The organism is Roseibium sp. RKSG952 (assembly GCF_009711355.1).
On the sequence record NZ_SMMF01000963.1, the window covers coordinates 385,178 to 410,572 of the forward strand.

Annotated in this window: 32 protein-coding genes; 16 read left to right on the top strand and 16 right to left on the bottom strand. The window is 55.1% G+C overall.

The window, feature by feature from the left end:
- Positions 1 to 3: 3 nt before the first annotated feature.
- Complete coding sequence (locus tag E1297_RS48020; RefSeq protein WP_155151552.1) at positions 4 to 1,806, bottom strand: alpha/beta hydrolase; 1,803 nt, start codon at positions 1,804 to 1,806, stop codon at positions 4 to 6.
- 112 nt (positions 1,807 to 1,918) lie between these two features.
- Here E1297_RS48020 and phaZ point away from each other — a divergent pair, with 112 nt between their 5' ends.
- Positions 1,919 to 3,196, top strand: a complete 1,278-nt coding sequence (gene phaZ / locus E1297_RS48025; RefSeq protein ID WP_155151555.1) for a polyhydroxyalkanoate depolymerase — start codon at positions 1,919 to 1,921, stop codon at positions 3,194 to 3,196.
- Positions 3,197 to 3,199: 3 nt separating this feature from the next.
- On the top strand, positions 3,200 to 3,784 hold the full coding sequence (locus E1297_RS48030) for a DUF6151 family protein (protein ID WP_155151558.1): 585 nt from the start codon (positions 3,200 to 3,202) through the stop codon (positions 3,782 to 3,784).
- On the opposite strand, the gene E1297_RS48035 is transcribed toward E1297_RS48030, so the two are convergent.
- The 5 genes from E1297_RS48035 to E1297_RS48055 form a co-directional block, all read right to left on the bottom strand.
- Positions 3,781 to 4,491: an alpha/beta fold hydrolase gene (locus tag E1297_RS48035; protein ID WP_209016439.1), complete on the bottom strand. Its 711-nt coding sequence runs from the start codon at positions 4,489 to 4,491 to the stop codon at positions 3,781 to 3,783. The genes E1297_RS48030 and E1297_RS48035 overlap by 4 nt on opposite strands.
- Before the next feature lie 84 nt (positions 4,492 to 4,575).
- Positions 4,576 to 5,139: a hypothetical protein gene (locus E1297_RS48040; protein ID WP_244328148.1), complete on the bottom strand. Its 564-nt coding sequence runs from the start codon at positions 5,137 to 5,139 to the stop codon at positions 4,576 to 4,578.
- Positions 5,140 to 5,210: 71 nt separating this feature from the next.
- Entirely contained in the window at positions 5,211 to 5,636 is a 426-nt protein-coding gene (locus tag E1297_RS48045; protein ID WP_155151561.1) for a VOC family protein, read from the bottom strand.
- Positions 5,636 to 6,628, bottom strand: coding sequence for a carboxylesterase (locus E1297_RS48050; RefSeq protein WP_155151563.1), 993 nt, complete (start codon positions 6,626 to 6,628; stop codon positions 5,636 to 5,638). Before E1297_RS48050 ends, E1297_RS48045 begins: the two co-directional genes overlap by 1 nt.
- Positions 6,628 to 7,377 carry an alpha/beta fold hydrolase gene (locus E1297_RS48055; RefSeq protein ID WP_155151566.1) on the bottom strand — a complete coding sequence of 250 codons (750 nt, stop codon included), beginning with the start codon at positions 7,375 to 7,377 and terminating at the stop codon, positions 6,628 to 6,630. The genes E1297_RS48050 and E1297_RS48055 overlap by 1 nt, the downstream gene beginning before the upstream one ends.
- 195 nt (positions 7,378 to 7,572) lie before the next feature.
- Between E1297_RS48055 and thrS the strand changes: the two genes are divergently transcribed.
- The 5 genes from thrS to E1297_RS48080 all read left to right on the top strand — a co-directional run bounded on the left by thrS (position 7,573) and on the right by E1297_RS48080 (position 12,260).
- On the top strand, positions 7,573 to 9,531 hold the full coding sequence (gene thrS, locus E1297_RS48060; RefSeq protein WP_155151569.1) for a threonine--tRNA ligase: 1,959 nt from the start codon (positions 7,573 to 7,575) through the stop codon (positions 9,529 to 9,531).
- A 221-nt stretch (positions 9,532 to 9,752) separates the two neighbouring features.
- Positions 9,753 to 10,055: a DUF2282 domain-containing protein gene (locus E1297_RS48065; protein ID WP_155151572.1), complete on the top strand. Its 303-nt coding sequence runs from the start codon at positions 9,753 to 9,755 to the stop codon at positions 10,053 to 10,055.
- A gap of 74 nt (positions 10,056 to 10,129) precedes the next feature.
- A complete protein-coding gene (locus E1297_RS48070) occupies positions 10,130 to 10,987 on the top strand; it encodes a DUF692 family multinuclear iron-containing protein (RefSeq protein WP_155151575.1) in 858 nt (285 codons plus the stop codon).
- Positions 10,984 to 11,745 carry a DNA-binding domain-containing protein gene (locus E1297_RS48075; RefSeq protein ID WP_155151578.1) on the top strand — a complete coding sequence of 254 codons (762 nt, stop codon included), beginning with the start codon at positions 10,984 to 10,986 and terminating at the stop codon, positions 11,743 to 11,745. The genes E1297_RS48070 and E1297_RS48075 overlap by 4 nt, the downstream gene beginning before the upstream one ends.
- Positions 11,742 to 12,260 carry a DoxX family membrane protein gene (locus E1297_RS48080; RefSeq protein ID WP_155151581.1) on the top strand — a complete coding sequence of 173 codons (519 nt, stop codon included), beginning with the start codon at positions 11,742 to 11,744 and terminating at the stop codon, positions 12,258 to 12,260. Before E1297_RS48075 ends, E1297_RS48080 begins: the two co-directional genes overlap by 4 nt.
- Position 12,261: 1 nt before the next feature.
- Here the strand turns inward: E1297_RS48080 and E1297_RS48085 are convergent, their stop codons facing one another.
- Both E1297_RS48085 and E1297_RS48090 read right to left on the bottom strand, forming a co-directional pair.
- The gene (locus tag E1297_RS48085; protein ID WP_155151584.1) at positions 12,262 to 12,630 is read right to left on the bottom strand and encodes a hypothetical protein; all 369 of its coding nucleotides are present in this window, start codon (positions 12,628 to 12,630) and stop codon (positions 12,262 to 12,264) included.
- Positions 12,631 to 12,671: 41 nt separating this feature from the next.
- The gene (locus E1297_RS48090) at positions 12,672 to 12,989 is read right to left on the bottom strand and encodes an ArsC/Spx/MgsR family protein (protein WP_155151587.1); all 318 of its coding nucleotides are present in this window, start codon (positions 12,987 to 12,989) and stop codon (positions 12,672 to 12,674) included.
- 216 nt (positions 12,990 to 13,205) lie between these two features.
- Here E1297_RS48090 and E1297_RS48095 point away from each other — a divergent pair, with 216 nt between their 5' ends.
- Positions 13,206 to 13,412: a cold-shock protein gene (locus tag E1297_RS48095; protein WP_008758035.1), complete on the top strand. Its 207-nt coding sequence runs from the start codon at positions 13,206 to 13,208 to the stop codon at positions 13,410 to 13,412.
- A gap of 79 nt (positions 13,413 to 13,491) precedes the next feature.
- On the opposite strand, the gene E1297_RS48100 is transcribed toward E1297_RS48095, so the two are convergent.
- Together E1297_RS48100 and thyX are read right to left on the bottom strand one after the other, a co-directional pair.
- Positions 13,492 to 13,692, bottom strand: a complete 201-nt coding sequence (locus tag E1297_RS48100; RefSeq protein ID WP_209016440.1) for a hypothetical protein — start codon at positions 13,690 to 13,692, stop codon at positions 13,492 to 13,494.
- Between the two features lie 167 nt (positions 13,693 to 13,859).
- Positions 13,860 to 14,771, bottom strand: a complete 912-nt coding sequence (gene thyX / locus E1297_RS48105) for an FAD-dependent thymidylate synthase (protein WP_155151590.1) — start codon at positions 14,769 to 14,771, stop codon at positions 13,860 to 13,862.
- 198 nt (positions 14,772 to 14,969) lie between these two features.
- Here thyX and E1297_RS48110 point away from each other — a divergent pair, with 198 nt between their 5' ends.
- The 3 genes from E1297_RS48110 to E1297_RS48120 are packed head-to-tail and all read left to right on the top strand — an operon-like array spanning position 14,970 to position 16,815.
- Positions 14,970 to 15,392, top strand: a complete 423-nt coding sequence (locus tag E1297_RS48110; RefSeq protein WP_209016458.1) for a VOC family protein — start codon at positions 14,970 to 14,972, stop codon at positions 15,390 to 15,392.
- A 32-nt stretch (positions 15,393 to 15,424) separates the two neighbouring features.
- Complete coding sequence (locus E1297_RS48115) at positions 15,425 to 16,096, top strand: DUF1194 domain-containing protein (RefSeq protein WP_256372833.1); 672 nt, start codon at positions 15,425 to 15,427, stop codon at positions 16,094 to 16,096.
- Positions 16,093 to 16,815, top strand: a complete 723-nt coding sequence (locus E1297_RS48120; RefSeq protein ID WP_368669876.1) for a DUF1194 domain-containing protein — start codon at positions 16,093 to 16,095, stop codon at positions 16,813 to 16,815. Before E1297_RS48115 ends, E1297_RS48120 begins: the two co-directional genes overlap by 4 nt.
- Here E1297_RS48120 and E1297_RS48125 read toward each other — a convergent pair whose 3' ends face one another.
- From E1297_RS48125 to E1297_RS48135, 3 genes are all read right to left on the bottom strand, one after another.
- Entirely contained in the window at positions 16,816 to 17,313 is a 498-nt protein-coding gene (locus E1297_RS48125; protein ID WP_209016443.1) for a MarR family winged helix-turn-helix transcriptional regulator, read from the bottom strand.
- A gap of 77 nt (positions 17,314 to 17,390) precedes the next feature.
- The gene (locus tag E1297_RS48130) at positions 17,391 to 17,648 is read right to left on the bottom strand and encodes a succinate dehydrogenase assembly factor 2 (RefSeq protein ID WP_367646972.1); all 258 of its coding nucleotides are present in this window, start codon (positions 17,646 to 17,648) and stop codon (positions 17,391 to 17,393) included.
- Positions 17,645 to 18,037: a helix-turn-helix transcriptional regulator gene (locus E1297_RS48135; RefSeq protein ID WP_155151597.1), complete on the bottom strand. Its 393-nt coding sequence runs from the start codon at positions 18,035 to 18,037 to the stop codon at positions 17,645 to 17,647. Before E1297_RS48135 ends, E1297_RS48130 begins: the two co-directional genes overlap by 4 nt.
- Before the next feature lie 91 nt (positions 18,038 to 18,128).
- Here E1297_RS48135 and E1297_RS48140 point away from each other — a divergent pair, with 91 nt between their 5' ends.
- Both E1297_RS48140 and E1297_RS48145 read left to right on the top strand, forming a co-directional pair.
- Positions 18,129 to 19,331 carry a pyridoxal phosphate-dependent aminotransferase gene (locus E1297_RS48140; protein WP_155151601.1) on the top strand — a complete coding sequence of 401 codons (1,203 nt, stop codon included), beginning with the start codon at positions 18,129 to 18,131 and terminating at the stop codon, positions 19,329 to 19,331.
- Positions 19,332 to 19,345: 14 nt separating this feature from the next.
- A complete protein-coding gene (locus E1297_RS48145; protein ID WP_155151604.1) occupies positions 19,346 to 19,747 on the top strand; it encodes a hypothetical protein in 402 nt (133 codons plus the stop codon).
- An 11-nt stretch (positions 19,748 to 19,758) separates the two neighbouring features.
- On the opposite strand, the gene E1297_RS48150 is transcribed toward E1297_RS48145, so the two are convergent.
- Positions 19,759 to 21,111, bottom strand: coding sequence for an MATE family efflux transporter (locus tag E1297_RS48150; RefSeq protein WP_209016444.1), 1,353 nt, complete (start codon positions 21,109 to 21,111; stop codon positions 19,759 to 19,761).
- 115 nt (positions 21,112 to 21,226) lie between these two features.
- Here E1297_RS48150 and E1297_RS48155 point away from each other — a divergent pair, with 115 nt between their 5' ends.
- The gene (locus E1297_RS48155) at positions 21,227 to 21,868 is read left to right on the top strand and encodes a TIGR02453 family protein (RefSeq protein ID WP_155151609.1); all 642 of its coding nucleotides are present in this window, start codon (positions 21,227 to 21,229) and stop codon (positions 21,866 to 21,868) included.
- Positions 21,869 to 21,872: 4 nt separating this feature from the next.
- On the opposite strand, the gene ppk2 is transcribed toward E1297_RS48155, so the two are convergent.
- The gene (ppk2, locus tag E1297_RS48160) at positions 21,873 to 22,802 is read right to left on the bottom strand and encodes a polyphosphate kinase 2 (RefSeq protein ID WP_155151613.1); all 930 of its coding nucleotides are present in this window, start codon (positions 22,800 to 22,802) and stop codon (positions 21,873 to 21,875) included.
- A gap of 134 nt (positions 22,803 to 22,936) precedes the next feature.
- Between ppk2 and E1297_RS48165 the strand changes: the two genes are divergently transcribed.
- Positions 22,937 to 23,815, top strand: a complete 879-nt coding sequence (locus tag E1297_RS48165) for an alpha/beta fold hydrolase (RefSeq protein ID WP_155151615.1) — start codon at positions 22,937 to 22,939, stop codon at positions 23,813 to 23,815.
- A 10-nt stretch (positions 23,816 to 23,825) separates the two neighbouring features.
- Here the strand turns inward: E1297_RS48165 and E1297_RS48170 are convergent, their stop codons facing one another.
- Complete coding sequence (locus E1297_RS48170) at positions 23,826 to 24,434, bottom strand: carboxymuconolactone decarboxylase family protein (RefSeq protein ID WP_155151618.1); 609 nt, start codon at positions 24,432 to 24,434, stop codon at positions 23,826 to 23,828.
- A gap of 160 nt (positions 24,435 to 24,594) precedes the next feature.
- Here E1297_RS48170 and E1297_RS48175 point away from each other — a divergent pair.
- On the top strand, positions 24,595 to 25,395 hold an 801-nt coding region (locus E1297_RS48175), incomplete at its 3' end, for an ATP-binding protein (protein ID WP_244328149.1).

Genomic DNA, 25,395 nt, shown 5'->3' on the forward strand with positions numbered 1-25,395 from the left:
AAATCAGGCGCTTGCTTTGACCACAACATAGGTACCTGGAGCAGGCCCCAATGACGGGTGGCTCGAATCGCCAGGTTCGCGAGCTGGCACTTGCTTGCCTGAACGCTTCTTCAGCCAAGCCTCCCACATCGGCCACCACGACCCTTCATTGAAGGTCGCATCTTTTAACCATGTGTCAGCGTCTCCCTTCAGATCCGCGTTTGTATAGTGCCCATACTTCTTCTTACTTGGGGGATTGACGATCCCCGCAATGTGACCGGATTCCGACACGACAAATGTCTTGGAACGCGACCCCATTTTCTGCACACCGCTGTAACAGTCTTTCCAGGCCGCGATATGGTCAGTCTGGCATGTGATGGCCATCAGCGGCACATCAACCTCGGACACTTTCAATGTGTGCCCCATCAACTCGAACCCATCAGTGGCGAATTCATTTCGCTGACACAGTCCCCGCAAATACTGCACGGCCATTTTAGCCGGCAGGTTCGCACCATCTCCGTTCCAATACAGCAGATCAAAAGCCGGAGGTGTTTCGCCCATCATGTAGCTGCGGATCGCGGGGCCATATATCAGGTCTCGTGATCTCAGGAATGAGAAGGTGCGCGCCATAATCCATGATCTCAGCAGGCCCTCCTTGTTCACTTCCTCTTCGATCCCGTCGATGAAGTCATTCTGCAGGAAAGGTGTGAACTCTCCCTGATCCGAGAAGTCCGTCAGCGCCGTAAAAAAGGTTGCCGATTTAACAGACTTATCTCCGCGTTGTTTGAGCAGCGACAATGTCAGGCTGAGGGTCGTGCCCGCGATACAATACCCGACAGCGTTGACCTGCTTGACCTTGCAGATCTTCTTGACCTCATCAATCGCTGTCAGAAAACCGTCCTGAATGTAGTCCTCCATCCCGGTATCGGCATAGGATTCATCAGGGTTGACCCAACTAACGACAAACAAAGTGTACCCCTGCTCGGTCACCCATTTGATCAGGCTGTTCTGCGCCTTGAGATCCAGAATGTAGAATTTGTTGATCCACGGCGGGAACAGCACGATCGGGGTCTCATGCACCGTCTCGGTTGCCGGCTTGTACTGGATCAGCTCCATCATTCGGTTGCGGTAAACCACATCGCCCGGAGTGGTCGCGATATTACCGCCAATCTGGAATGCACTTTCATCCGCCAGCTTGACTACAAGCTCTCCATCGTTGGCTTCGAGATCGGAAACCAGGTTTTCCAACCCCTGGATCAGCGACTGTCCTTCGGTTTCAACCGCTTTTTCCAGTGCATCCGGATTTGTCGCAAGAAAATTGGTCGGCGACATCATATCAACGATCTGCTGCGAAAAGTACTTCAGCCGCTGCCTGTCTTTGGCATCCAGATCCTCAACCGAGGCAACGGCGTGTGCGATAGCCTCGGCATTGGTCTGGTACTGCTGCCTGACCAGCCGGAAATAGGGGTTTGTCTCCCACAGTGGGTTCGAGAAGCGCTTATCACGGGGTAATTCCGCGTGCTCTTCAACCTCGGCACCGGTTAAAGCTTGCTGCGCCTCAGCAAAGTTCAGAACCGATTTGCCCCAGTATTCTATCTGTTGTTCCAATAACTTGGCAGGATTTTGCCAAGCCTCGGCCCAGTAAGCTGTTGCTGCTCGTGCAAAAAGCTCTTGATTCGGACCATCCAGCGCGGGGGTGTGTGGCTTTTTTGTCGCCATGACTTCGATCAGGCGCTTAGACAGCTGCTCGACCTTTTCCATATTTTCCTTAATACGTTCAATATGTTCGTCGGTCATTTCGGGTGCTTGGCCTTCACTTGTTGTCATTTTAACAATTCCCCCCTAACCTCGCTGCTATGCAGAATAACGTCGTGGGTGCTGGGGGGCAAAGCGGCGAATGGTCCGAACTCTCAGGCTGACACTCAGGAGGCCCCATTTCATGCGCTATATGATGACCTACGACCTCATGGAAACCATGCGCAACACCAATCAGTGGCTGGGTGCTACGGCCAGTGCGATGGCGTCGTATCCGTTGTTTTCCATGGTCCCCAATCCCGCGTTCAGCTGGATGGCTGCATGGGGTGAGGTCACCGAGCGTACATTCCAGCGCATGATCGTGAAGCCCGACTGGGGCATTCGTACGTTTACATGCGAAGATGGCAAGGATCATCTTGTTGACGTCACCACAGTTATTGAGCGTCCCTTTGGAGACTTGATCCACTTTCGCGTGAATGGGCGCGAAGAGCAACCACGCAAAGTTCTTGTGGTTGCACCGATGTCGGGCCACTATGCGACGCTGCTTCGGTCGACGGTCAAAAGCCTGCTGGTCAATTGCGAGGTATATGTCACCGACTGGCATAATGCGCGCGATATCCCGGTTTCCGAAGGCAAGTTCGATGTCGAGGACTACACGCTCTACCTTGTCGATTTTATGAAGGAACTCGGCCCGGACACGCATGTTGTTGCGGTTTGCCAGCCTGTTCCCCTGACCTTGGCCGCAACCGCGTATCTGGCTGAAGTTGATCCAAAAGCACAACCCAGCACGCTGACCCTGATTGGCGGGCCGGTCGATCCGGACGCGACCCCTACCGAGGTCACCGACTTTGGTCGTCGGGTAACTATGGGCCAGCTGGAAGAAACCATGATCCAGCGGGTCGGCTTCAAATACAAAGGCGTGGGTCGGATGGTATATCCGGGTCTGCTGCAACTGGCCTCTTTCATGTCTATGAATGCGGAACGTCACAGCAAAGCGTTCTCGGACCAGATCCAGCGCGTGGTTCGTGACGAGGCCACCGAGCACGACGCTCATAACCGTTTCTACGACGAGTACCTTGCCGTGATGGACATGACGGCAGAGTTCTATCTGTCGACCGTCGAGCGTATCTTCAAAAACCGCGAGATTGCCCGGAACGAGTTTGTCGTGGCAGGCCACAAAGTGGATATCGGCAAAATCACCGACGTTGCTGTCAAAACGGTTGAAGGTGCGAATGACGACATTTCGGCCCCGGGACAGTGCATTGCCGCATTGGACCTTTGCACCGGTTTGCCAGATAGCAAAAAGGCGAGCCATGTCGAGCCCGGCGCTGGCCACTATGGCATATTCGCTGGCCGCAGCTGGCGCGACAATATCCGCCCGCTGGTCATCGACTTCATGAATGACAATCAGCGCAAGCCCAAATCCAAGCGGCGCGCTGCCAATAAGAACAGCGCAGCCTAAGCCATGGCGCATAGCACCGAACCGCCGCTTTCGTTTTCATGTGATTGCGGTGGTTTGCGTGGCCAGATTACCGGCCCCGGCGTAACAGCGGGAACCCATTGCGCCTGTTTCTGTCATGATTGCCGGGCGGCGCAGCTTTACTTCAATCAACCAGATCCTGCACCGGGGCCAGTGGATGTTTTTCAGATGAGCCCCGAGGAGGTTCAATTCACTGAAGGCGCAGAAAACCTAGCGCTTATGCAGCTTAGCCCCAACGGTATGTTTCGTTGGTACGCAAAATGCTGCAATGCACCGCTGGCGACGACGCCGGGAACTCCAAAATTTCCATTCGCCAGTTTCATCGTGAAACGGATCGCAGACACTGATCGTCTGGGGCCTGTCACCACTCGCGGATTTGTGCCGCGACCAAATGGAAAGCAAAAACACGAAAAGCTGCAATATGCGGCATTCGGATTGTTCAAACGGTTACTGAAGTCCTGGCTCACAGGCAGCTGGCGACAAACCCCGTTCTTCAACCTCACAACTGGTGAGCCTGTCGTAGCCCCGCATGTTATTACGCTCGAAGAACGCGCAGGTCTTTACGACTAGAACATTTTGAGTGGCGATTGCAGCCAACGTGCAAGCGCTTCGTTCACGGTTTCAGGCGTTTCCAAAGTTGGCAGATGTCCGGCATCGTCGATGACTTGCAGCTCTGCACCTGGGATCAAATCAGCCATAAACGCATGTTTTCGAACCGGAGTCAGCGTGTCATGCGCCCCGCACAATACAAGTGTCGGGGCTTTGATCTTGCGCAGTGTTCCTTGCTGATCGGGGCGACGTTGCAGCGCCCGCATCTGACGTACGAACAATTCGGGCCCCAACTTCATGGCCGTTTTCAGCAAATCATTCAGGATGGGAATACGTTGTGGACCGGGGGCCAGCGTGTCTGAACCTACAACCTTGCGCATAACCTCTTCCAGTCGCCCTGCCTGTGCGCCAACAATCAGGTCTTCGCGCGCAGCGGCGATTTGTGGTGTATCCGACTGAGCATCTGTTGCCATCAAACACAGACGGGTTATGCGATCCGGCGCTCGCCGGATCAATTCCAGCGCAACAACACCGCCCATACTGAGGCCAGCCAATGCAAATCTGTGCGGAAGTTGATCCAACAATCCCGAAGCGATTTCTTCGATCCGGTCACCCGCAGAAACAGGCGCAACAGTGACTGCCCTGTCACGCGAAAGCGCTTCTGTCTGGGCACGAAACAGCCGAGCATCACACATTAAACCAGGCAACAAAACCAGCGGCTCGATCACGCGGGGCCTCCATCTTCTCGGAGCTCCGAGGGTTCTCAATTTCTATCAGGATGGGAGTTTCATCTCCGGCAATCAAGCAAAAGTTCAGGGGTACTGAATACCTCGGAACTGAGGAAAATCCGCATAGCGCGACTGTCGCGAGGTCAGGCTTTCCTCTGGCTCTTCCCCAACGCGCAACAGGCTACCACGCGGGGCTATATAGCTGTCGATCCGACGCAGAGGCCTGGGTCTCCACACCAGATTGAATGCACACAGTTTTGGGAAAAACCAGATCTCTGAGTAATCCAGATGGTCGTGCATCCACCACGCCAGGTCGCGCCAATCCCGGCCATCGGCGTATTGATCTGCAAACCAAGGAACGACTATGGATGCACCGGCAATACGGGCGTCACCTTCACCCAGATCCCAGATGTGGCATTCCAGTGGATTATCGTTGCGAGCGCAATTCAGCTTATTTTCGTTTCCGAATTGATTGAGCGACGGAGAGCGATAACCTGATCTCACTGCAATCCGGCCAAATGTCTCTTCCAAAGGGTCCAGCAACGTCTCGCAAAAGGCGCGGCCAGTCTCGATCGCAAGATCGGGATTTTCAGGGAGATTCTGTTTCTGATGAAAATTTCCTATTTCAGAGTACAGAAAGTCCCGCATGAAAAAATGCCGGGACAAACGTATGCGGCCAAGGTTCTCAAGGCTCCACATACTGCCCGGCTTACGCATCTTCAGTACCCGTTCCAACGAAAGGCGCCATCTGGCCCAAGTTTCGAAAACGGATTGAACGCGATTTCCCAGATCGTTCCATCAGGTGCACGGAAGTACCCATGATGCCCGCCCCAGAACACATCTGAGGCCGGTTTGAGCACCTCTGCCCCAAAGGTTTCAGCCTTACTCAGCACTTGCGCGACGTCTTCTTTTGTCCTGCAATTATAACTGAGAGTTAGCGCGCCCTGCCCTAGAGTGCCAACATCGATCCCGATTTCATCGGCCAATGCCGACAACGGGTATAGGCCCAGTGTCTGACCAATCAGATCAAAGGCAATTACACCATCCGGGCTATCAACTCTCTCCCATCCCAGTTGTTCATAAAACCCGGCTGCAGTTTCGGGATCATCGACCCCAACGGTAATCAGGCTGACACGTTGCTCCATCACTCGACTCCCTGCTCTTTCAACCAGGCCAGTATGCCTGCAACAGCGGCGTCGGTTTGCCCCGGGGACATAAGGCGCCCGGCGATCACATGTGAAGACGGATCATCCTCTGGCCCCATTGTGACCAGTTCCACTGCAACAGGCGCACCCCATGCGGCGGCCACATTGTGGGTCAAATCGGGTCGTACAACCTGATCATCGTCCGAAAACCAAAACAGCGCCGGAACCTGCGCATCAGAGAAATCAAGCGCATAAACTGTTTCGACCAAGGCGGTCATGGGAACCACTGCCTCCCACGGATAGACCGACGACCAATACTTGTTCTTTTCCGGATCAGGTCCGGAAACATCACGGACTTCGCCCATCAAAAGGGGCAGCCAGTCTCTGGCCCAAGGCAGTCCCGGGATCCATGCCCCCGGTGCGTTGACGCCAAAGTTCGGGGAAACAAAGACCATTCCGGCGATATTCTCGCTAAGCTCTGGGTTCAGAGCGGCAGCTGCGACCAAAGTTCCACCTGTCGATGTCGAGATAACGACGACTTTTTCACCGACCGCGCGGGCTGCGGCCAATCCTTCTGCCAAATCCTGCATCCAGCCCGACGCAGTTCCTTCGGCCATAGCCTCGCCAACCCGGCCATGCCCTTGCAACCGGGTATAGACGAGATTTGCACCCAATGCGTCCGCCACCAGATCAGGAACGGGGCGGATTTCCTCGGAAGTGGCCGAGAAACCGTGTACATAAAGGACGGAAACTGGTGTGCGTTGCTCTTTGAACCCATCCTGCCAGATGACCCGTTTTTCGACGCCGGGTGTGATGTCGTCGAACCCGGATTCGACGCTTTCAAAGTAAACCTGAACCCCTTCCCCAAATTTTCGGGGATCGAAAGTTGGGTTCAAATTCACCTCTTCCCGAGGTCCGAACCAATAGATCAGTCCACCAACAACGATCAGCGCCAGCAACAGGCGTCCAAGGAATTGACCGAAACGCCGCATTATTGGTCTCCCATCACTTCGAGAACGGCATTTTCGATCAGCCCCAAGCATGGGCCGTCAGAAAACCGGTGATCGGCATCTTTGACAAGCAGCAGCCGCATATCCGCGCCGTTGGCATGTTCCAGCAAACGAATTGCGGTTTCAGTCGATACGGCCGTATCTGCAGTTCCCTGAAGAAACCGAACAGGAAATGGCAATTCCAGTGTGCTCCGCAGAATCAGGTTCTGACGTCCGTCTTCGATCATGCGTTTTGTGATGATGTAGGGTTCCATGTAATCCGACGGCAGTTCGACATGACCCACAGTATCCAGAGAAGCCTTCTGTTCATCTGAGAATGAAGCCCAATAACCATCTTCTGTGAAATCCGGCGCAGCGGCGATTGTCACCATTCCCGCGATGCGTTCAGGCATGGCTCGTGCCAACAGAAGGGCCTGCCATCCCCCCATTGAAGACCCCACAACGATAAGCGGTCCGTCAGTCAATGAAGCAACCGCTGCCAGCGTATCCTCATGCCAGTCACCGATGCAGCCATCTGTAAACGCATTCGAACTTTCGCCATGACCCGAGTAGTCAAAGCGCAGATAGCCTTGTCCGCGCGTCTGCGCCCATGCCTCAAGATGCACCGCCTTGGTGCCCTCCATATCCGACTTGAGCCCACCCAGAAAAACAATGGTCGGTCCTGCGCCCTCGGTCTTATGATACGCCAGTCGCCGACCCTGCGCTGTTTCCAGAAAATCCGTCGCTGCCATGAAATCCTCTTTCTCTTTGAGGAACATCATGCACGGCAGCCCGATGGTCGCAATTCCCGATTTCCACCATCCCGCGGCGTCAGTTCAGATAGCGTTCGACACTTGACAGGTTTTGCTGCACCTGCCACATGAGCCAAACACACATAACCCGCAACCGGGCGTTCAGTGGGCGCCAAACCGACGAGGAGAGCCGATATGGCCTTGGACTCACAGTCAGTCTCCCTTACTTTTCCCGATGGCAATTCCCGATCCTATGACGCAGGCGTTACGCCCGCGCAGGTCGCTGCCGATATCTCGACTTCATTGGCCAAAAAGGCGATTTCAGCCACGGTGAACGGCCAGCACTGGGACCTGCAGTGGCCCATCGATTCTGACGCGCAGATCGCCATCCACACCATGAAGGATGAGGAACAAGCTAACGAGCTGATCCGTCACGATCTAGCTCATGTTATGGCGCGCGCGGTGCAGGAAATCTGGCCCGCAACCAAGGTCACCATCGGCCCCGTTATTGAAAATGGCTGGTACTACGACTTTGATCGGGAAGAGCCGTTTACGCCCGAAGATCTCGGCCTCATCGAAAAAAAGATGAAAGAGATCATCAACAAGCGTGATCCGGTTACAACCGAGATCTGGGACCGCCAGCGCGCGATCGAGTTCTATAAGGCCAATAATGAGCCCTACAAAGTCGAGCTGATCGAAGCAATTCCGGGTGATGAGCCGCTGCGGATGTACTGGCACGGCCACTGGCAGGATTTGTGCCGCGGCCCGCACTTGCAACACACCGGCCAACTGCCGGGCGACGCCTTCAAGCTGATGAGCATTGCTGGCGCCTATTGGCGTGGCGACAGCTCGCGCCCCATGCTGCAACGTATCTACGGCGTGGCCTTTACCGGCAAGGAAAAGCTGAAAGCCCACCTTCATATGCTGGAAGAGGCCGCCAAGCGCGACCACCGCAAGCTGGGCCGCGAGATGGACCTGTTCCACATGCAGGAAGAGGCCCCCGGTCAGATTTTCTGGCATCCGAATGGGTGGAAAATCTACACCACCCTGCAGGACTATATGCGCCGGATGCAGGAACGTGACGGCTATGTCGAGGTGAACACCCCTCAGGTCGTCGACCGCAAATTGTGGGAAGCCTCGGGTCACTGGGACAAGTATCAAGAGAACATGTTCATCGTCGAAGTGGACGAGGAGCATGCTCGCGAGAAAGCGATCAACGCGCTGAAGCCGATGAACTGCCCCTGCCACGTGCAGGTGTTCAATCAGGGCCTGAAGTCTTATCGCGACCTGCCCCTGCGCATGGCGGAATTCGGTTCTTGTAACCGCTATGAACCCTCCGGTGCACTGCACGGGATCATGCGGGTACGCGGCTTTACTCAGGACGATGGCCATATCTTCTGTGCAGAGGAACAGATCGAATCCGAGACCGCGAAGTTCATCGCCTTTTTGTCCAAGGTCTACGCAGATTTGGGTTTCCACAATTGGACCATCAAGCTTTCCACCCGTCCAGAGAAACGCATCGGGTCGGACGAAAGCTGGGATCTGGTCGAAAAAGCTCTGGGAGATGCCTGCAAAGCTGCTGGGTATGACTTCGAGACTCTCGAAGGTGAAGGCGCGTTCTATGGTCCGAAGCTGGAGTTTACCCTGACCGACGCAATCGGCCGAGACTGGCAGTGCGGCACCCTGCAGGTTGACCCCAACCTGCCCGAGCGTCTGGACGCCAGCTTTATCGGCGCAGATGGTGCCAAGCACCGTCCGTTCATGCTGCACCGCGCGACGCTCGGGTCGTTCGAACGTTTCATCGGTATCCTGATCGAAGAACATGCTGGCAAGTTGCCCTTCTGGCTTGCACCGCGTCAGGTTGTGGTCGCCTCGATCACGTCAGACGCCGATGACTATGTGAGGGAAGTGGTTGAAACTCTCAAAGCTGCAGGCGTCCGCGCCGAGGCGGACATCCGCAACGAGAAGATCAACTACAAAGTCCGCGAGCATTCGGTCGGAAAGGTGCCGGTCATTCTGGCAGTCGGCCATCGCGAAGTCGAAGAACGCACCGTAAGTGTGCGTCGTCTCGGCGAAAAACAGACACAGGTTCAGTCACTTGAAGCTGTAACAAATGAGTTGAGCACGGCAGCAACTCCGCCGGACCTTCTGTAACATTCGGCGACAAATCGCCCGAAATCCGGCCCCAAATACGGGGCCGGATTGAAACAAATTACATTTTTCAATTCAAAAACAATTTGTTAAGCTTCAAGAGGGCATTACGCTCTTTGACGGGGTTGTGAGACACGGGCTCGTGAATTCACCTGCCCCGATTAAGCTACTACCTTTGTCATTGTCACAAGCAGACATACGCAGTCATTAAAAGGATTACCGAGATGTCGAACACCGCAAAAACCCTGGTTATCGCAACTGCCGTTGCAGCAGCCGTATCGGGCGCAGCTACAACCGCAAGCGCACAAGCCAAAGAAAAATGCTATGGCGTGTCAAAAGCCGGTCAGAACGACTGCGCCGCTGGCCCCGGCACCACATGCGCCGGCACCTCGACGGTAGATTATCAGGGTAATGCATGGACTCTGGTTGATGCAGGCACCTGCGCAGATATTGAACTGCCTGCCGAAGCAAATGGCACACCGCGCAAGGGCTCATTGGAGCCGCTGGAACGCGACCTGCCGGCATAAGAGCCAGGATATGAACGAGAGGGCGGGCAATCAGATATCGCCCGCCCTCTTTGTTGCAATCGGGAAACTCGCAAATGTTGGATGATGCACTCAGGTCAAATCGTCTGCCCGCAGCGCCGGGTGTTGGCTATAAACCGCAGCACTTCACGCAGATTCTTGAACATGCCAAACCGGTTGCATGGCTGGAAATTCATGCCGAAAACTACATGGGTGATGGCGGGCGTCCGCTGGCCCAGTTGCGCCACCTGTCAGAACAGTTCCCGATCTCAGTTCACGGTGTAGGTTTGTCGATCGGCGGCGAAGGTTCTCTGGACTCCGATCACCTCACCCGCCTGAAACATCTTGTGGAATGGCTCAACCCAGCCAGTTTTTCCGAGCATCTGGCATGGTCCACACATGACGCGCATTTTCTGAACGACCTGCTGCCCCTGCCCTATACGGATAAGACGCTTGCCCGTATTTGCGAACACATCGATCAGGTTCAAAACACCATCGGGCGGCAGATGCTGCTGGAGAATCCCTCCAGCTATCTGGCATTCGAAGAAAGTACCTGGTCCGAGCCCGATTTCCTGCGAGAGATCTCGCAGCGCACCGGGTGCGGTTTGTTGCTGGACGTCAACAACGTTTTTGTTTCTGCCACCAATCTGGACTACTCACCGCAGGAATACATCAACGAGTATCCGCTTGAAAAAGTCGGTGAGATTCATCTCGGCGGGCACGATGAAGACGAAGATGATCATGGGCATCCGTTGCTGATTGATAGTCACGGTCGCGAAGTGGTCGATCCTGTCTGGGCGTTGCTGGATTATGTGTTGGACCGGTCTGGCCCAAAGCCTGTTTTGATCGAATGGGATACTGATGTGCCTGACTGGCCCGTGCTGCGCGACGAAGCCGTTCGAGCACAGGCAGCACTGGATCGGGTGCCGGCATGAGCGTTTCGCAGACGGAGTTTCGAGCGGCCCTTCTGGATGCCGCGAAACCCGTTCCTGACGGTCTGCTGGACGCGTCAGCACAACCTGCGGGTCGTCGATTCAGCGTTTATCGCAACAACGTGGCCGTTTCCCTGACCGAAGCGATGCATCAGGCCTTTCCGGTCATCACCAAACTGCTGGGGCCGCAGAACATGGACGGACTGGCAGGCCTGTTCCTGCGTCAACACCCACCATCATCGCCACTGATGATGTTCTATGGTGAGGAGTTTCCGGAGTTTCTATCCGGGATGGAGCAACTCTCACATCTGGGATACCTGCCCGACGTTGCACGGCTTGAGTTGACCATACGTGAATCCTATCACGCCGCGGATAGTCAACCGATTGACGCCGACGCACTTGCAGTATCACCTGAAGATCTGATGCAGGCGAAATTGGGATTTGCCCCATCGATGCGTGTGCTGAAATCGGCTTGGCCAGTGCATGCAATCTGGCACTTCAACAACGATCCGGATGCCCCTAAGCCCGAGCCTGACGCGCAGGACGTGTTGGTCACTCGTCCGGAATACGACCCAACACCACAGCTTTTGCCCCCGGGTGGCGCAGATTGGATTTCCGGAATTCAGTCAGGACAAACCATTGGCGAAGCTTTTGAAATCACCACAGCCGAGATCCCCGACTTTGACCTCGGAACCACTCTAGCCCTGCTGTTGCAGGGTGCCGCAATAACTTCTGTGACTATCGAAAGGCTGGACACATGACTGCCCTGATCTCTTTTCACAACAGCGCACTCGGAAAGTTGGATCATGCTTCCAACTGGCTGACGCCGACACTGGCGCGGCTGGTGTTTGTCGCGGTCTTGTTGGTCTACTACTGGAATTCCGCCACTCTTAAGATCGACGGCTCGATCTTTTCGCCTTCGGCTGGCGCATTTGGTCAGATCTTTCCAAAAGCAGCAGAGGCGGTTCTGTACGACGTGTCTCAGATGACCTTGTATCAGCGTGTTGTCATTTTCCTCGGCACAGTGGCCGAGTTTGTTTTGCCTGCGCTGCTTCTGGTCGGTTTGCTGACACGACTGGCAGCTGTAGGCATGATTGGCTTTGTCTGGGTTCAGACGCTGGTCGATGTCAATGGACATGGCATCAAGCTGGGTAGCCTGTTCGACAACGCAATCACTCTGATGGATCAGCGTGTCATGTGGACCTTCCTGTTCCTTGTGATCGCGATCAATGGCGCAGGTCCAATCTCACTGGACCGGCTTCTACGCCTCAAATGATCTAGAAATGTGCCTTGGGTTCGTCAGGTTTTCCTGCGGCGATCCCAAGGACCCCGGCCACGCCGGCAAATGCGATTGGGAACATGGTAAACACACCAAATCCAAACGCGTAGTACATCCCTGCAGCTGACACCAATAACAAAATGCCCGCGATCAATGCCCGTGCGTGCGCCATTGCGCCCCCGGCGATAGCAAGCAGCGGGGCGATTATTGATGCCGCCTGAATCAGTTCGGGATCCTTGACCTGCTCGGCCACGCCTTCAATCTCACCAAAGTGCTTAATGGCTTCGACATAACCATACCCAAAAAAGCCAACGATCATGCCGACTAGGCCGGCGATGACGCCCAAAATCATGGTCGCATTACGCATTCAATGTCTCCGCTGCTAAGACCAACCAGATAAGCACTCTGCTACGCGACACCAAGTCCTGCGCGTGTCTCAGGGGTCCAGCCAAGAAACAACTCTCCGTCCCGGTCGATCAATGGGCGTTTCATCAGAGCCGGGTGATCTTTCAAAAGTTCAAGCACGGGGCGAGAGCGCTCTTCTTCGGCCAAACCACGCCAGGTTGTCGAGCGTGTGTTGAGCAAAGCTTCGCCGAAGCGCTCATAAGCTTGCGACAGCACAGAATCAGGAACTCCCTGCGTCCTGACGTCGATCAACTCCACATCCTGAAGTGATTTCAATGCCTTACGGCATGTATCGCAGTTCTTGAGCCCGTAAAGGTCCATATTCTCATTTCTCTCGCTTGTGCAATAAAATCGGGCAAAACTATGAGCTTACCCCAGTTATTCTTGATTTTTTACTTCACCGTGCAATGTTGAAAAAGGCGAAACACGCAATTCTGACTGTATCGCGTTAGCGAAACCGTCATGCGTTGCGATTACGTCAGCCTCTGCCCCGGCAATTATTTTGGGGCGACTTGAAAGTAGAAGGAGACACGGGAAATGCCAACCGGCACCGTGAAGTGGTTTAATACGACCAAAGGCTATGGTTTTATTGCTCCTGATGAAGGGGGCAAAGATGTGTTTGTTCATATCTCGGCCGTAGAACGATCCGGTCTGACCGGACTCGCTGACAATCAGAAAGTCTCGTACGAGTTGCAGGACGGACGTGACGGCCGCCAGATGGCGGCAGATTTGAAGCCGCTTTAATGCGATCCCGCTTCGGTGGGTAAATCAAAGAAGGTTAACGGCCAATTATCGGCCGTTAACCACACATCAGGCAACTGCGCTACCCTCGTGCCGGATCCGTTTTGGCATGAGTGTTCCAGTTTTCGCCCATTGCAACGATGCAGGATGTTCCAGTGGCGTAGGTCATAACCAGCGTCCAGTCGCCTCGTTCGCTGGTCCAGACTTCCATAATCTGTTCAGGCCCGCGGATACCGGATGCCGTTTGCTGTGACCCAAACTGACGGGAGAGCTTTTCGTGCATTCGGCCCGTCGGCTCGCAAATCACTTCGGCGATGGGGGATTTTGCATGAACAGGCGCTACAAGAAGCATGCTCAGGCAAAATGCTCGGCTGAAAACAGAACAGGTCATGGAACCAATGTAACAGTTCCATGACAAATGTATAGACAATCGATATGCGTTTTACCTAATTAGCCTTCGCGGATGACGGCTTCGAACTCACGCCATTCGCGTGCCGTCATACCCGAGTTTTCCTGCGTGACAGCTTCACCTTTCAGCATACGACGCAGCGCCTCGACCATTTGCGCCGACAGATTGACCGCGCCAAGGCGATAATCTTCAAACGCTTTGTAAGCAAATGGTACCCAGTCAGCCACGATCCGGCACATGGTCTCAGCATAAATCCGGATTTCGTACTGCGCGTGCGGATCAGCCCGCAAACGCAAGAAGTGAAACAGGTTGTGCAGATCAACCTTCCAATACCACTGCGTATATACATTGGCGGGCAGGTTCATACGTGCCAGTTCACGGGCAAGGCCCTGCTGGCCGTCCTGGCTGATCATGGCCTCATAGTTGTCGTAGCAACGAGTGCTGTCAGCTTTGAGGATTTCCAGAACGCGCGCGGCTTCTTCACCCTCAAGGGCTGATCCCCTGCCCTGATTGTTCACCTCAGACTGTGCGGCGACGTGTTCGGGTGCCGGGATATAGAATTCACGGTCAAGGATCGAATACCGCGCGGAGTATTCGTTCACATTGGCAGTACGGTGCCGGATCCACTGGCGCGCAACAAATACCGGAAGTTTGACGTGCAGCTTGACCTCGCACATTTCAAACGGCGTCGAATGCCAATGGCGCATGAGGTAACGGATCAGCCCTTCGTCGTTCTGAACCGACTTGGTGCCCTTACCGTAGGAAACACGCGCGGCCTGGCAGATAGCGGCATCATCTCCCATGTAGTCGATTACACGAACGAAACCGTGATCCAGAACCTGGTGCGCCGTATACAGGTGCTCTTCCATGCCCGAGGCCACCACGCGGCGTGTTGATTGCGATTGCGCGCGTTGCGCCTCGATCTCGGCCAGTTGGTCGGAAGACAGCGGCATGAAAACATCCTCTCCTGTAATGAGTCGCCCACCACTATATCTCGGCCTCACCACCACCGGAACCGCGATATCAAGGGGTTTGGGTTCATTTTCACACAAATATGTGGATAAGCAATTCTTCGTGTCCCCCTCGACACGCCAAGTCAGCGCGCTAATCTGCGCTCAAACACGAATAACGAAAGGAAAGCCGCGATGGGCCTGACCTATCTTCACACAATGGTCCGCGTGAAGGATCTGGAGAAATCCATAGCGTTTTATGAGTTGCTGGGGCTGAAAGAAACGCGCCGTTATGAAAGTGAGGCCGCTCGGTTTACACTGGTTTTTCTCGCACCTCCCGGGCAAGAGGACGCGCCGATTGAACTGACCTACAACTGGGATGGCGACGATGCGCTGCCCAGTGACAGCCGACATTTCGGGCATCTGGCCTACGGCGTCGATAACATCTACGAGGTCTGTCAGCACCTTCAGGACAACGGTATCGTGATCAACCGACCACCGCGTGATGGGCGCATGGCTTTTGTCCGCTCACCTGACAATATCTCGGTCGAACTGCTGCAGAATGGTGAGGCGCTTGAACCTGCCGAACCCTGGGCAAGCATGGAAAGCACTGGTCACTGGTAATCCGCTGGCTGATATCACTGGGGCTGGCCTGTCTGGGCAGCCCTGTCTGGGCGGCCCAGTGCCGCCTCGCTTTGGCGCTTGCGATGGACATCTCGACCTCTGTCGATGCGACCGAAGATACTCTGCAACGTCAGGGGCTGGCGGCTGCGCTACTCGCACCCGAGGTTCAGGAAGCCTTCTTCTCTTCTCCAATGCCAGTTGCGCTTGCGGTGTATGAATGGAGCGGCCGAACGACTCAAAGAGTAATCCTGAGCTGGAAACTCATTGAGCAGCCCCCCGACCTGCTCGCCGCTTCGACACAAATCGCAAATTCAGTGCGTTCAGATAGCGGTTCCGCTACTGCGATGGGATACGCAATGGCGTTTGGTGCATCGCTGATGGAAGAGGCACCAAACTGCCTGTTCCAAACCATCGATGTATCTGGTGACGGCTCGAACAATGATGGTTACGGTCCCCGGATAGCCTACAAGCACTTTCCGTTTGAGAACATCATCGTCAACGGGCTTGTCATCAATGCAGCCGATTTTGAAGGTGAGCTGTATCTGATCCCGTTTTACGAAAACAACGTTCTGCACGGCCCAGGTGCATTTTTGGAGATCGCCTCAGGGTTTGAGGATTTCGAAAGAGCAATGCGGCGCAAGCTCGAACGCGAACTTCGCCCACGGCTCGAGATCGGAGCGCTGCAAACGGGCGTTCTCGAGTGATCCGTTTACTGCCCATCCTTCTATGCTTGCTTGCGAGCCCGCTGACAGCCCAGTGCAGGCAAGCGTTGGCACTGGGAGTAGACGTTTCGGGCTCGGTTGATAGCAGGGAATACCGGTTGCAGCTTGACGGGCTGGCCGCAGCGCTCCGCCAATCCGAGGTTGAGCAGCTCATATTGTCTAATCCTGCCGCGCCTGTTCGTCTGTTCATCTACGAATGGAGTGAAACAGTGCATCAAAGGGTATTGGTGGATTGGACGGAAATTCGCGCAGCCTCAGACTTACAGAGGATAAGTCAACGTCTGGCAAACACCGACCGATCCTCGGCCCCGCAGGGCACCGCGGTTGGATCGGCGATGCTTTTTGGGGCTCAGCAACTGAACAATCAGTCAGCCTGCTGGAAACGAACCCTGGATTTGTCCGGAGACGGCAAACACAATCTCGGCCCGCATCCACGCGAAGTCAAAGGCATGCTGAGCAGCTCGGGCATCACCATCAACGGCTTGGTCATCGGTGCCGACGACCCCAGCAGTGGCGACAAACGCTATGTTCAGATCGGAGAGCTGTCCGCATACTATAACGCCTGGGTCATTCTTGGGCCGGACGCTTTCGTCGAGGTCGCGTTAGGCTTTGAAGCTTACGAAGACGCTATGGCCCGCAAATTGATCCGTGAATTGGAAGGGCTGACCTTATCCATGGCAACACCGCCCAATTCGCCTTGACTAATAGATGTAGCGGATCTGATCCGTCCAATAGCGTTCGACACGGCGAAGCGAACTCGTGATATCCTCGATGCCTTCGACGCCAATGACACCGCGACTTTGCAGGCCCTCTGCATGTCGGGCAAACAACTCTGAAACGATATCCCGGATCTCTCGTCCACGCGGCGTGAGCCGGACCCGGACCGAGCGGCGGTCAATTTCACACCGCTGATGGTGCATGTAGCCCATTTCGACCAGCTTCTTCAGATTGTAGCTCACGTTGCTGCCCTGATAGTAGCCACGGCTTTTCAGTTCGCCGGCAGTAACCTCGTGGTCCCCGATATTGAATAACAAGAGTGCCTGCACTGCATTGATTTCCAACACACCAACGCGCTCGAATTCATCCTTGATGACGTCCAGCAGCAATCGATGCAGGCGCTCGACCAGCGCCAACGCTTCAAGATAGCTGGTCATGAACACTTTGGCCCCCGGCGCGGAGACCTGCACTTCCATACTCATCCGATCCTCCGATTCACTCGCGCTGTTCGGGGTAGGATGGCGCCAATTTCCGAAAAATCGGTTAAGCTAGTTTTTCTTTATTTTTGAAAGGTCTGGGCGATATCTGCGATCAACACAGAAAATGCTTCTGGCGGCTCAACTTGGCCCGTAACCCACTGGTACAGATCCTGATCGTTCTCATGCAGCAATGCGTCATAGTTATCCAGACCCGCCTGATCCATTGAGGGCAGATTGCGGTCAGCATAGGCGGACAGGATCAAATCCATTTCCTTGATCCCGCGCCGCATCGACCGCATCTTCATGCGCTTTATTCTTACATCGCGAGGCTCGGTCACTGACCTTGCTCCAACATCAGACGAACCTTCTTCTCCAGTCGAGCAGCGCGTTCTGCGCTGGCCCGCATTTCCCCGCGAATGGCGCGCAGTTCAGCAACGATACCGGACAATTCCAGATTTCCCTGATCGGGTTCACCGGGGGCATCCATTCCCTCGCCCTCGCCAGTCAAAAGCCACATGATCGAGACATTCACCATACCCGCCATCATCGACAGCCGGTTTGCTCGTGGCTCGGACAGATCGTTTTCCCACGCTGCAATCGTGGTCTTTTTAACCCCGATACGACGCGCCAGATCGGCTTGTGTCATACCCGCCGCCTCGCGTGCGCCTGCCAGTCGATCCCCGAAGGTTGCCGCGTCCGGTCCGAACCAGTCGTTTTCGTCACTCATCGGGGTCTCCAATTCTCTTTTTCATATCGCTTGATCGTCATTCGGGCGCACCCTATGACAGACGGGTTGAACATACAAACCGAGGCCGCCCATGAGTTTCCTGTCTGCGACACTGTCGCGCGTCAAACCCTCGCCCACCATCGCAATGACAGCAAAAGCAGCTGAGTTAAAGGCAGCTGGCCGCGACGTCATTGGCCTGAGCGCAGGTGAGCCGGATTTTGATACGCCTCAGAACATTAAGGATGCGGCGGTCGCGGCGATCGCGGCGGGGAAAACCAAATACACCGCACCAGACGGAATTCCTGAGCTGAAGCAGGCTGCTTGCGCCAAGATGAAGCGCGACCACGGCCTGGATTACACTCCCGCACAGATTTCGGTCGGTACCGGAGGCAAGCAGACACTCTATAATGCGTTGATGGCGACAATGAATGAAGGGGATGAGGTAGTCATCCCTGCGCCCTACTGGGTCAGCTATCCGGACATGGTTCTGCTTGCAGGTGGCACGCCCGTGATCGCCGAGACCTCTTTGCAGACCAATTTCAAACTGACCGCTGATCAGCTTGAAGCAGCGATCACGCCCAAAACAAAGTGGTTTATCTTCAACTCACCGTCGAATCCGACCGGTGCGGGCTACAGCCGGGAGGAATTGAAGGAACTGACCGACGTTCTGATGCGCCACCCTCATGTCTGGATCATGTCCGACGACATGTATGAACACCTCGCCTATGACGGGTTCGAGTTCTGCACCCCTGCCGAAATTGAACCGGCTTTGTATGACCGCACACTCACCTGCAACGGCGTCTCGAAAGCCTATGCCATGACCGGTTGGCGGATCGGTTACGCGGCAGGTCCAGTGGAGATCATCGCGGCCATGCGCAAGATACAGTCGCAGTCCACGTCGAACCCCTGTTCGGTCAGCCAGTGGGCAGCGGTTGAAGCGCTGAATGGCACTCAGGAATTTCTGGCGCCGAACAACGAAATGTTTAAACGGCGCCGCGATCTGGTCGTGAGTATGCTGAATGAAATTGACGGCATATCCTGCCCTACTCCTGAAGGTGCATTCTATGTTTATCCGTCTATTGCCCGGCTGATTGGCAAGACGACACCCGCAGGTACAGTTATCGAGAATGACGAAGTGTTTGCTACAGCCCTGCTGGAGGAGGCAGATGTCGCCGTTGTCTTCGGCGCAGCTTTCGGCCTGTCGCCGAATTTCCGGGTTAGCTACGCGACCTCGGACGAAGCACTCAAAGAAGCCTGTACGCGCATCCAACGTTTCTGTGCTGCACTGACCTGATTGGAGGCGAACCCATGTCGACAGAGCTGCCTGAATACTATTTTCGAGTACGCGAAAACGGCGCAGTGGTTTTTCGTATCGACACCGAAAACCGCCAGCGCCGCATCGAGATGGATCAGATCGCAGTCATCAACATCCGCAATGGCGAAGTCAAACCGCACGGACAGCGTACACTGTCCGAGGCGGACAAAGCCGAGATCGCAAGATGGATGGAAAACCGCAAAGCCCTGCTGGAGCAGCGGGAAATCGATGATATCCACAGGGCGGTGGATTACCTGAACCTGACCACCCAATGGGCACAGTCAAAGGCGACCGAAGAACAATTGGAAGACGTTACCGACCGTCTATTGATGGCAATGCACGATCTGCGATCGGTTTTAGTACGGAAAAAGGCAGACCGGCTTAGCAAGGAATAAGCCGGTCTTCATTATTCAGCTGGCACGCCCACTTCCCGAACAGAGCGCAGCCAGAAACGCGCCATCAAAAGTACAGCGGCACAGGCAAGGCCCAGCACGAGGCCCAGCCAAACGCCAATCCCATCCATACCCTGCACAAAGCCAAAATAGTACGAGGCCGGGATACCAACCACCCAGTAGCTGAGCGCCGCGATGACCATGGGAATCTTTGCGTCCTGCAAACCGCGCAGCAGACCCAGCGCGATGACCTGCGCCCCATCGACAAGCTGGAACAAAGCCGCCATCGCCAACAGCCCGGTGCCGATTGCCAGTATCTGAGGCCTTTGCGGATCATCCGCCTCCATGAACAGCGAAATTAACTGCTCGGCACAGGTGAGGAACAAAAGGATTGTGATCGCTGACATCACAAGGGACATGCCTGTCACCGCAATTGCACCTTTCTCAAGATGCGCCCGGTCGCGGCGGCCCAATGCGTTACCCGCACGGATGGTAGCCACGTTTGATAGCCCCAGATGAACCATGAATGTGGCAGAGGCCAGATTGAGTGCGATACCATGCGCCGCAAGTGGTACCTGACCCAGCCAGCCCATCATGACCGCGGAAGTCGCAAACAAGGTCACCTCGGCAAGAGTGGTCAGACCGATCGGAACGCCCAGCTTAAGCACGCTCCAGAACATTTCCCAATCCGGGCGCCAGAAACGTTGGAAAAGGCTGTGCTCGGGCAGAACGCGAACGGCATAAATCACAACCGCGATCAGTGATACGAGCTGCGTCACGACTGAGGCAATCGCTGCACCGATCACACCCATCTCAGGCGCGCCCCAGTTGCCGAAAATCAGCGCATAGTTCGTGATGCCGTTCACTACCGCGGCAACCACGGTAATCCACAGAACGATCTGCGTCCGCTCCAGCGCAGCCAGATAGGATTTCAACACCATCACAATCAGCGCTGGAAACAAGCCCCAACCAGCAACGCGTAAGTACTGTGAAGCTGTTTCCGCGACCTGCGGCTCCTGCTTCAGGGCAATCAAGATTGGGTACGACCACCACAACATCGGCATCATGAGCGTCGCATAAATCAGAGATAGCCACAGACCCATGCGGGTCGAGCGACGGATGCTGGTCTCATCCTCTTCCGCAGCCGCAGTGGCCACCATCGGCATCACTGCCCAGCCGAAGCCGGCGCCAAAGAGGAACAGAACAAAGTAGTAGCTGCTTGCCAGAGTGACTGAAGCCAGCGCCTCGACCCCGTACCAGCCGAGCATGACCGTATCGGTTAGGCCGATAGCAAACTGCGCCAGGTGCCCGCCTATCAGCGGCAAGCCGAGGATCGCGATAGCCTTGAAGTGGTCGGGATATGTCATCACTTTGCTCATCCCGCCAGCCTTATGCCCGGCCCGGTTTTGGGGCAAGAGCGGATTAAAGAAATTTCAAAATGAGACACCGATGATAGTCTGGAACGAGTTGCAGGAGCCATCCATGTCCGAACCGTTTGCCAACCTCATTTCAGACACCCGCGTCTTTCTCAGTGAACTGTCCGCAAACAATAACCGGGATTGGTTTGTCGATCACAAATCCCGCTATGAAGCTGATCTGAAAGGTCCTGCGCTGGGTTTGCTGGATGCGTTCTCACAACAGATCAGCGGATGCACCGGCACAAAATTGTTCCGCCCACAAAGAGATGTGCGGTTTTCCAAGGATAAGACGCCGTACCACACGCATCTGCACATGGCTTGGTGGCTCCCAGTTAAATCGTCACTGCAAGTCGGTTTCTTTTTCGGGATTTCACCCAGCTACACACGAATCGGCGGCGGTGCGATGGGGTTTGATAAATCTGGTCTCACAGTTTGGAGAGATGCAGTCGGCGGCACAACCGGCGACACGCTGGCAATTGTGCTAACCGACCTTGCCAATCAAGGATTTGAACGGTCTGAGCCGGAACTTAAACGCGTTCCGGCCCCGTTTGAAAAGGATCATCCACATGGTGATTTGTTGCGGTGCAAATCAGTCACCCTTTGGCGAGACCTGCCAGAGGGTGACATTACGAAACCGATCACCGCATTGACGAACACCTATCAGTCCCTCGAAGGGTTTCAGGAGATGTTGCAGACGGATATCTGACGGCTCAGTTGCCCTGTGTTTCAGGATGAAGCGTTGTGCCCAGAATGTGCTCGGAACGCTGAATCACATGGTGCGCTTGCCCGACAATCAATGGGTCCGGTTCTCCTACAATCCTGTGATCCTTATCAGGGTAGTCCAATGTAGAAAGGAAGTGGCGCATACAATTCAGGCGCGCGCGTTTCTTGTCATTCGATTTCACGATGGTCCAGGGCGCATCGGCCGTGTCCGTATAAAAGAACATCGCCTCTTTCGCCTCGGTGTAATCGTCCCATTTGTTCAGGCTGGCTTTGTCGATCGGTGAAAGCTTCCACTGTTTCAGCGGATCGGTCTCGCGACTTTTAAAACGTCGCTGTTGCTCGGTTTGCGTGACCGAGAACCAATATTTGTAAAGCTGAATGCCTGACCGAACGAGCATCCGCTCCAACTCGGGCGTCTGACGCATGAACTCAAGATACTCGTTCGGCGAACAGAACCCCATCACCCGCTCGACACCGGCGCGATTGTACCAGGAGCGGTCATAGAACACCATTTCCCCAACTGTGGGCAGTTCCTGAATATACCGCTGATAGTACCACTGACCTTTTTCTTCCCAGGTCGGCTTGTTCAGCGCTACAACCCTCGCCTGACGTGGGTTCAAATGCTCCATGAAACGTTTGATCGTTCCACCCTTACCTGCAGCATCACGCCCCTCAAACAACAGAACGAACCGCTGACCTGTCTCCTGCGCCCATAGCTGAACTTTTAGAAGTTCGGCCTGCAACTGCGCCTTCTGTTCTTCATAGACCGAGCGCGCCATTTTCTTACCATAAGGGTACTTGCCGCTCTCAAACGCCTGACGGATTTTCTCCGGGCTGGGTACGGCAACATCGGTTTGAGCGCTCGGTACAACTTTGATCGGGGTTGGTTCTTGGTTGGTCTGGGCCACTGCTTCCATTCACTTGTCTCCTCGGTTTCATTGTTCTGAGTAAGGGGCTAGCAGTTTCGATCCAATCGCGCTTTGATTGGGGTCAAATAGATGACTTTAAGTGTAACCAATGCCTCTGATATCTCACCTGAAAGGGCGTCAGGATGAAATCCAGCGCGATAAAACTGAACGATCAGTCTTTTTACATCAGAAGCTGGGGACAGGCGGGCAACCCTGCCCTGCTCATGCTCCACGGTTTTCCCGAATTTGGCGGTGCCTGGGGTGATCTTGCCCCATATCTAGATTCGCATTTTCACTGCATAGCACCGGATCAGCGCGGCTATGGGCAAAGCTGGGCACCCGAAGGTGTCGAAAACTATGCCCTTTCACGGCTTGTGTCAGACATGGTCGCTCTGATCGAGACTATCGATGCTCCGATCATTGTGATGGGACACGATTGGGGGGCGTCTGTCGCTTACGGGCTGGCGATGTTCCGGCCAGATCTGGTCAGTCACCTGATCATTGCGAATGGAGTCCATCCTGTGCCGTTCCAGCGCGCTATGGCAGCAGGAGGCGCACAGTCCAGCGCATCGCAGTACATCAACCAGCTCAGGGCACCCGATGCCGCTGAGCATTTGTCGGCCGACAACTTCGCCAAACTGGAACGGTTCTTTCGTTATGGGATGGGCCTTGATTGGCTATCCGACGAACGAATGGAGGAGTATCGGGTTGAATGGGCACGTCCCGGACGTCTGAAGGCGATGCTGAACTGGTATCGCGCCTCACCCCTTCTGGTGGCAGAGCCGGGAAACCCGCTCACGGATTTGCCCGAACTACCGGTTGATCGGCTCAAGGTCACCTGCCCTCATCTGCTGATCTGGGGTGAAGACGACAAGGCCCTGCTGCCAGAGTCGACTGAAGGGCTCGAAGAATTTGCAGCCGATCTGACGCGTGTTTCAGTTCCGAATGCGGATCATTGGCTTCTCCACCAAAAACCCGAGATTGTCGCGAAAACCATACTGGATTGGCTTAATGCACGCTGATTGCCGAAGTTCAGCTATGCCCCCAGTCATTTGGATTCTCTGAATTGTTTGGTGACAAGCCCAGTACGTCTCCTTCGGTCGAACATCCCAGACCCAGAACCGTTCGGTTTGCATAGGAAAAATAGGCGCAGACCTGGTTAATCTCCAGAATCTCACCATCATCCCAACCTGCATTCCGAAGTGCTACAATGTCCTCCTCGACAATTCCGGCAGGAGTTTCCGTCAGCTTCCGGGCATACTTCATCGCTGCGATCTGCGCCCCATCCAGCGGAGCAGCGTCCGGGTTCCGCGCCTCAATCGCCGCACGGATTGCATTGCCCCTGGCTTCATCGCCCAACAAGCGCTGCAACCCCTGAAAATGATGTTCTACGCAGTAAGCGCAGCTATTCAGCGAACTGACCCAGACCCCAAGCGTTTCCAGAAACCACTTGGGAACCTTGTTACCTGAATGATGAAGAACGTTCTTGTAAAGCGCCATGTGACCTTCCATCGAATGCGGTCGCAGCGAGTGCGCCATCATGATGTTGTCCACATTGTTGTCAGGGCCGGTCACCCGTTCGTACAGTTTCTTCAGTTTACCCGTCGCCTCTTCGAACGGTACAGTCCTGATCCAGCTCATTTTTCCTGTCCCTCCCTCTCCGGCGGTCAGATGAGCGCAACCCGGGGCAATATGCAACCCGAGCTGTCAGGATAGTTTTTCCACAACACCTCGCGTCCCCCTTCCCCCGACACACATCACCTGCCATAATGGGGGAAACCTAAAAACAAGAGCAGCACCCATGCCCGACGACCTGTTGACGCCCAGCGCCACCGCTACATATGACGCCTCTTCAATCGAGGTGCTTGAAGGTCTGGAACCGGTCCGCAAACGCCCCGGTATGTATATTGGCGGCACGGATGAGCGTGCGCTGCATCACATGGTCGCCGAGATCCTCGATAACTCGATGGACGAAGCGGTCGCCGGCCATGCCAACCGGATCGAGGTGGAACTGCACGCAGACTATGCCCTGACCGTGCGCGACAACGGGCGCGGTATTCCAATCGATCCGCATCCAAAGTTTCCGGACAAATCGGCGCTTGAGGTGATCCTTTGTACCCTACACGCAGGGGGCAAATTCTCAGGCAAAGCGTATCAGACCTCAGGTGGTCTGCACGGCGTGGGTGCGTCCGTTGTCAACGCCCTGTCAGATTCTATGGTCGTCCAGGTGGCTCGCGACAAGCAACTATTCGAACAACGGTTCTCACGCGGTATCCCTCTGGGTCCTGTCGAAAAGGTGGGCGCTGCCCCAAACCGGCGGGGCACCATGGTGACTTTCCACGCGGATGAGGAAATCTTTGGCCATCACCGCTTCAAACCGGCACGGCTGTTCAAATCCATCCGTTCTAAGGCCTACCTGTTCTCAGGCGTCGAAATCCGCTGGAAATCCCACATCGACGACGGCGAAACACCGACCGAGGCGACGTTCCACTTTCCCGGCGGCCTGTCGGATTACCTGAAGGAGACGATGAACGGCTCCTCCACCTATGCCGAGCAGCCCTTTGCCGGAACCGTGGATTTTCAGGAAAAGTTCAACACCCCC

Coding starts and splice junctions, on each gene's coding strand:
- E1297_RS48030 (WP_155151558.1), top strand. CDS start 3,200: ATGGCGCATAGCACCGAACCGCCGCTTTCGTTTTCATGTGATTGCGGT.
- E1297_RS48140 (WP_155151601.1), top strand. CDS start 18,129: ATGAGTTTCCTGTCTGCGACACTGTCGCGCGTCAAACCCTCGCCCACC.
- E1297_RS48050 (WP_155151563.1), bottom strand. CDS start 6,628: ATGCGGCGTTTCGGTCAATTCCTTGGACGCCTGTTGCTGGCGCTGATC.
- ppk2 (WP_155151613.1), bottom strand. CDS start 22,802: ATGGAAGCAGTGGCCCAGACCAACCAAGAACCAACCCCGATCAAAGTT.
- E1297_RS48040 (WP_244328148.1), bottom strand. CDS start 5,139: ATGCGGGACTTTCTGTACTCTGAAATAGGAAATTTTCATCAGAAACAG.
- E1297_RS48095 (WP_008758035.1), top strand. CDS start 13,206: ATGCCAACCGGCACCGTGAAGTGGTTTAATACGACCAAAGGCTATGGT.
- E1297_RS48135 (WP_155151597.1), bottom strand. CDS start 18,037: ATGAGTGACGAAAACGACTGGTTCGGACCGGACGCGGCAACCTTCGGG.
- thyX (WP_155151590.1), bottom strand. CDS start 14,771: ATGCCGCTGTCTTCCGACCAACTGGCCGAGATCGAGGCGCAACGCGCG.
- E1297_RS48145 (WP_155151604.1), top strand. CDS start 19,346: ATGTCGACAGAGCTGCCTGAATACTATTTTCGAGTACGCGAAAACGGC.
- E1297_RS48165 (WP_155151615.1), top strand. CDS start 22,937: ATGAAATCCAGCGCGATAAAACTGAACGATCAGTCTTTTTACATCAGA.
- E1297_RS48125 (WP_209016443.1), bottom strand. CDS start 17,313: ATGAGTATGGAAGTGCAGGTCTCCGCGCCGGGGGCCAAAGTGTTCATG.
- E1297_RS48020 (WP_155151552.1), bottom strand. CDS start 1,806: ATGACAACAAGTGAAGGCCAAGCACCCGAAATGACCGACGAACATATT.
- E1297_RS48075 (WP_155151578.1), top strand. CDS start 10,984: ATGAGCGTTTCGCAGACGGAGTTTCGAGCGGCCCTTCTGGATGCCGCG.
- E1297_RS48065 (WP_155151572.1), top strand. CDS start 9,753: ATGTCGAACACCGCAAAAACCCTGGTTATCGCAACTGCCGTTGCAGCA.
- E1297_RS48070 (WP_155151575.1), top strand. CDS start 10,130: ATGTTGGATGATGCACTCAGGTCAAATCGTCTGCCCGCAGCGCCGGGT.
- E1297_RS48090 (WP_155151587.1), bottom strand. CDS start 12,989: ATGGACCTTTACGGGCTCAAGAACTGCGATACATGCCGTAAGGCATTG.
- E1297_RS48080 (WP_155151581.1), top strand. CDS start 11,742: ATGACTGCCCTGATCTCTTTTCACAACAGCGCACTCGGAAAGTTGGAT.
- E1297_RS48170 (WP_155151618.1), bottom strand. CDS start 24,434: ATGAGCTGGATCAGGACTGTACCGTTCGAAGAGGCGACGGGTAAACTG.
- thrS (WP_155151569.1), top strand. CDS start 7,573: ATGGCCTTGGACTCACAGTCAGTCTCCCTTACTTTTCCCGATGGCAAT.
- E1297_RS48100 (WP_209016440.1), bottom strand. CDS start 13,692: ATGCACGAAAAGCTCTCCCGTCAGTTTGGGTCACAGCAAACGGCATCC.
- E1297_RS48055 (WP_155151566.1), bottom strand. CDS start 7,377: ATGGCAGCGACGGATTTTCTGGAAACAGCGCAGGGTCGGCGACTGGCG.
- phaZ (WP_155151555.1), top strand. CDS start 1,919: ATGCGCTATATGATGACCTACGACCTCATGGAAACCATGCGCAACACC.
- E1297_RS48085 (WP_155151584.1), bottom strand. CDS start 12,630: ATGCGTAATGCGACCATGATTTTGGGCGTCATCGCCGGCCTAGTCGGC.
- E1297_RS48155 (WP_155151609.1), top strand. CDS start 21,227: ATGTCCGAACCGTTTGCCAACCTCATTTCAGACACCCGCGTCTTTCTC.
- E1297_RS48150 (WP_209016444.1), bottom strand. CDS start 21,111: ATGACATATCCCGACCACTTCAAGGCTATCGCGATCCTCGGCTTGCCG.
- E1297_RS48045 (WP_155151561.1), bottom strand. CDS start 5,636: ATGGAGCAACGTGTCAGCCTGATTACCGTTGGGGTCGATGATCCCGAA.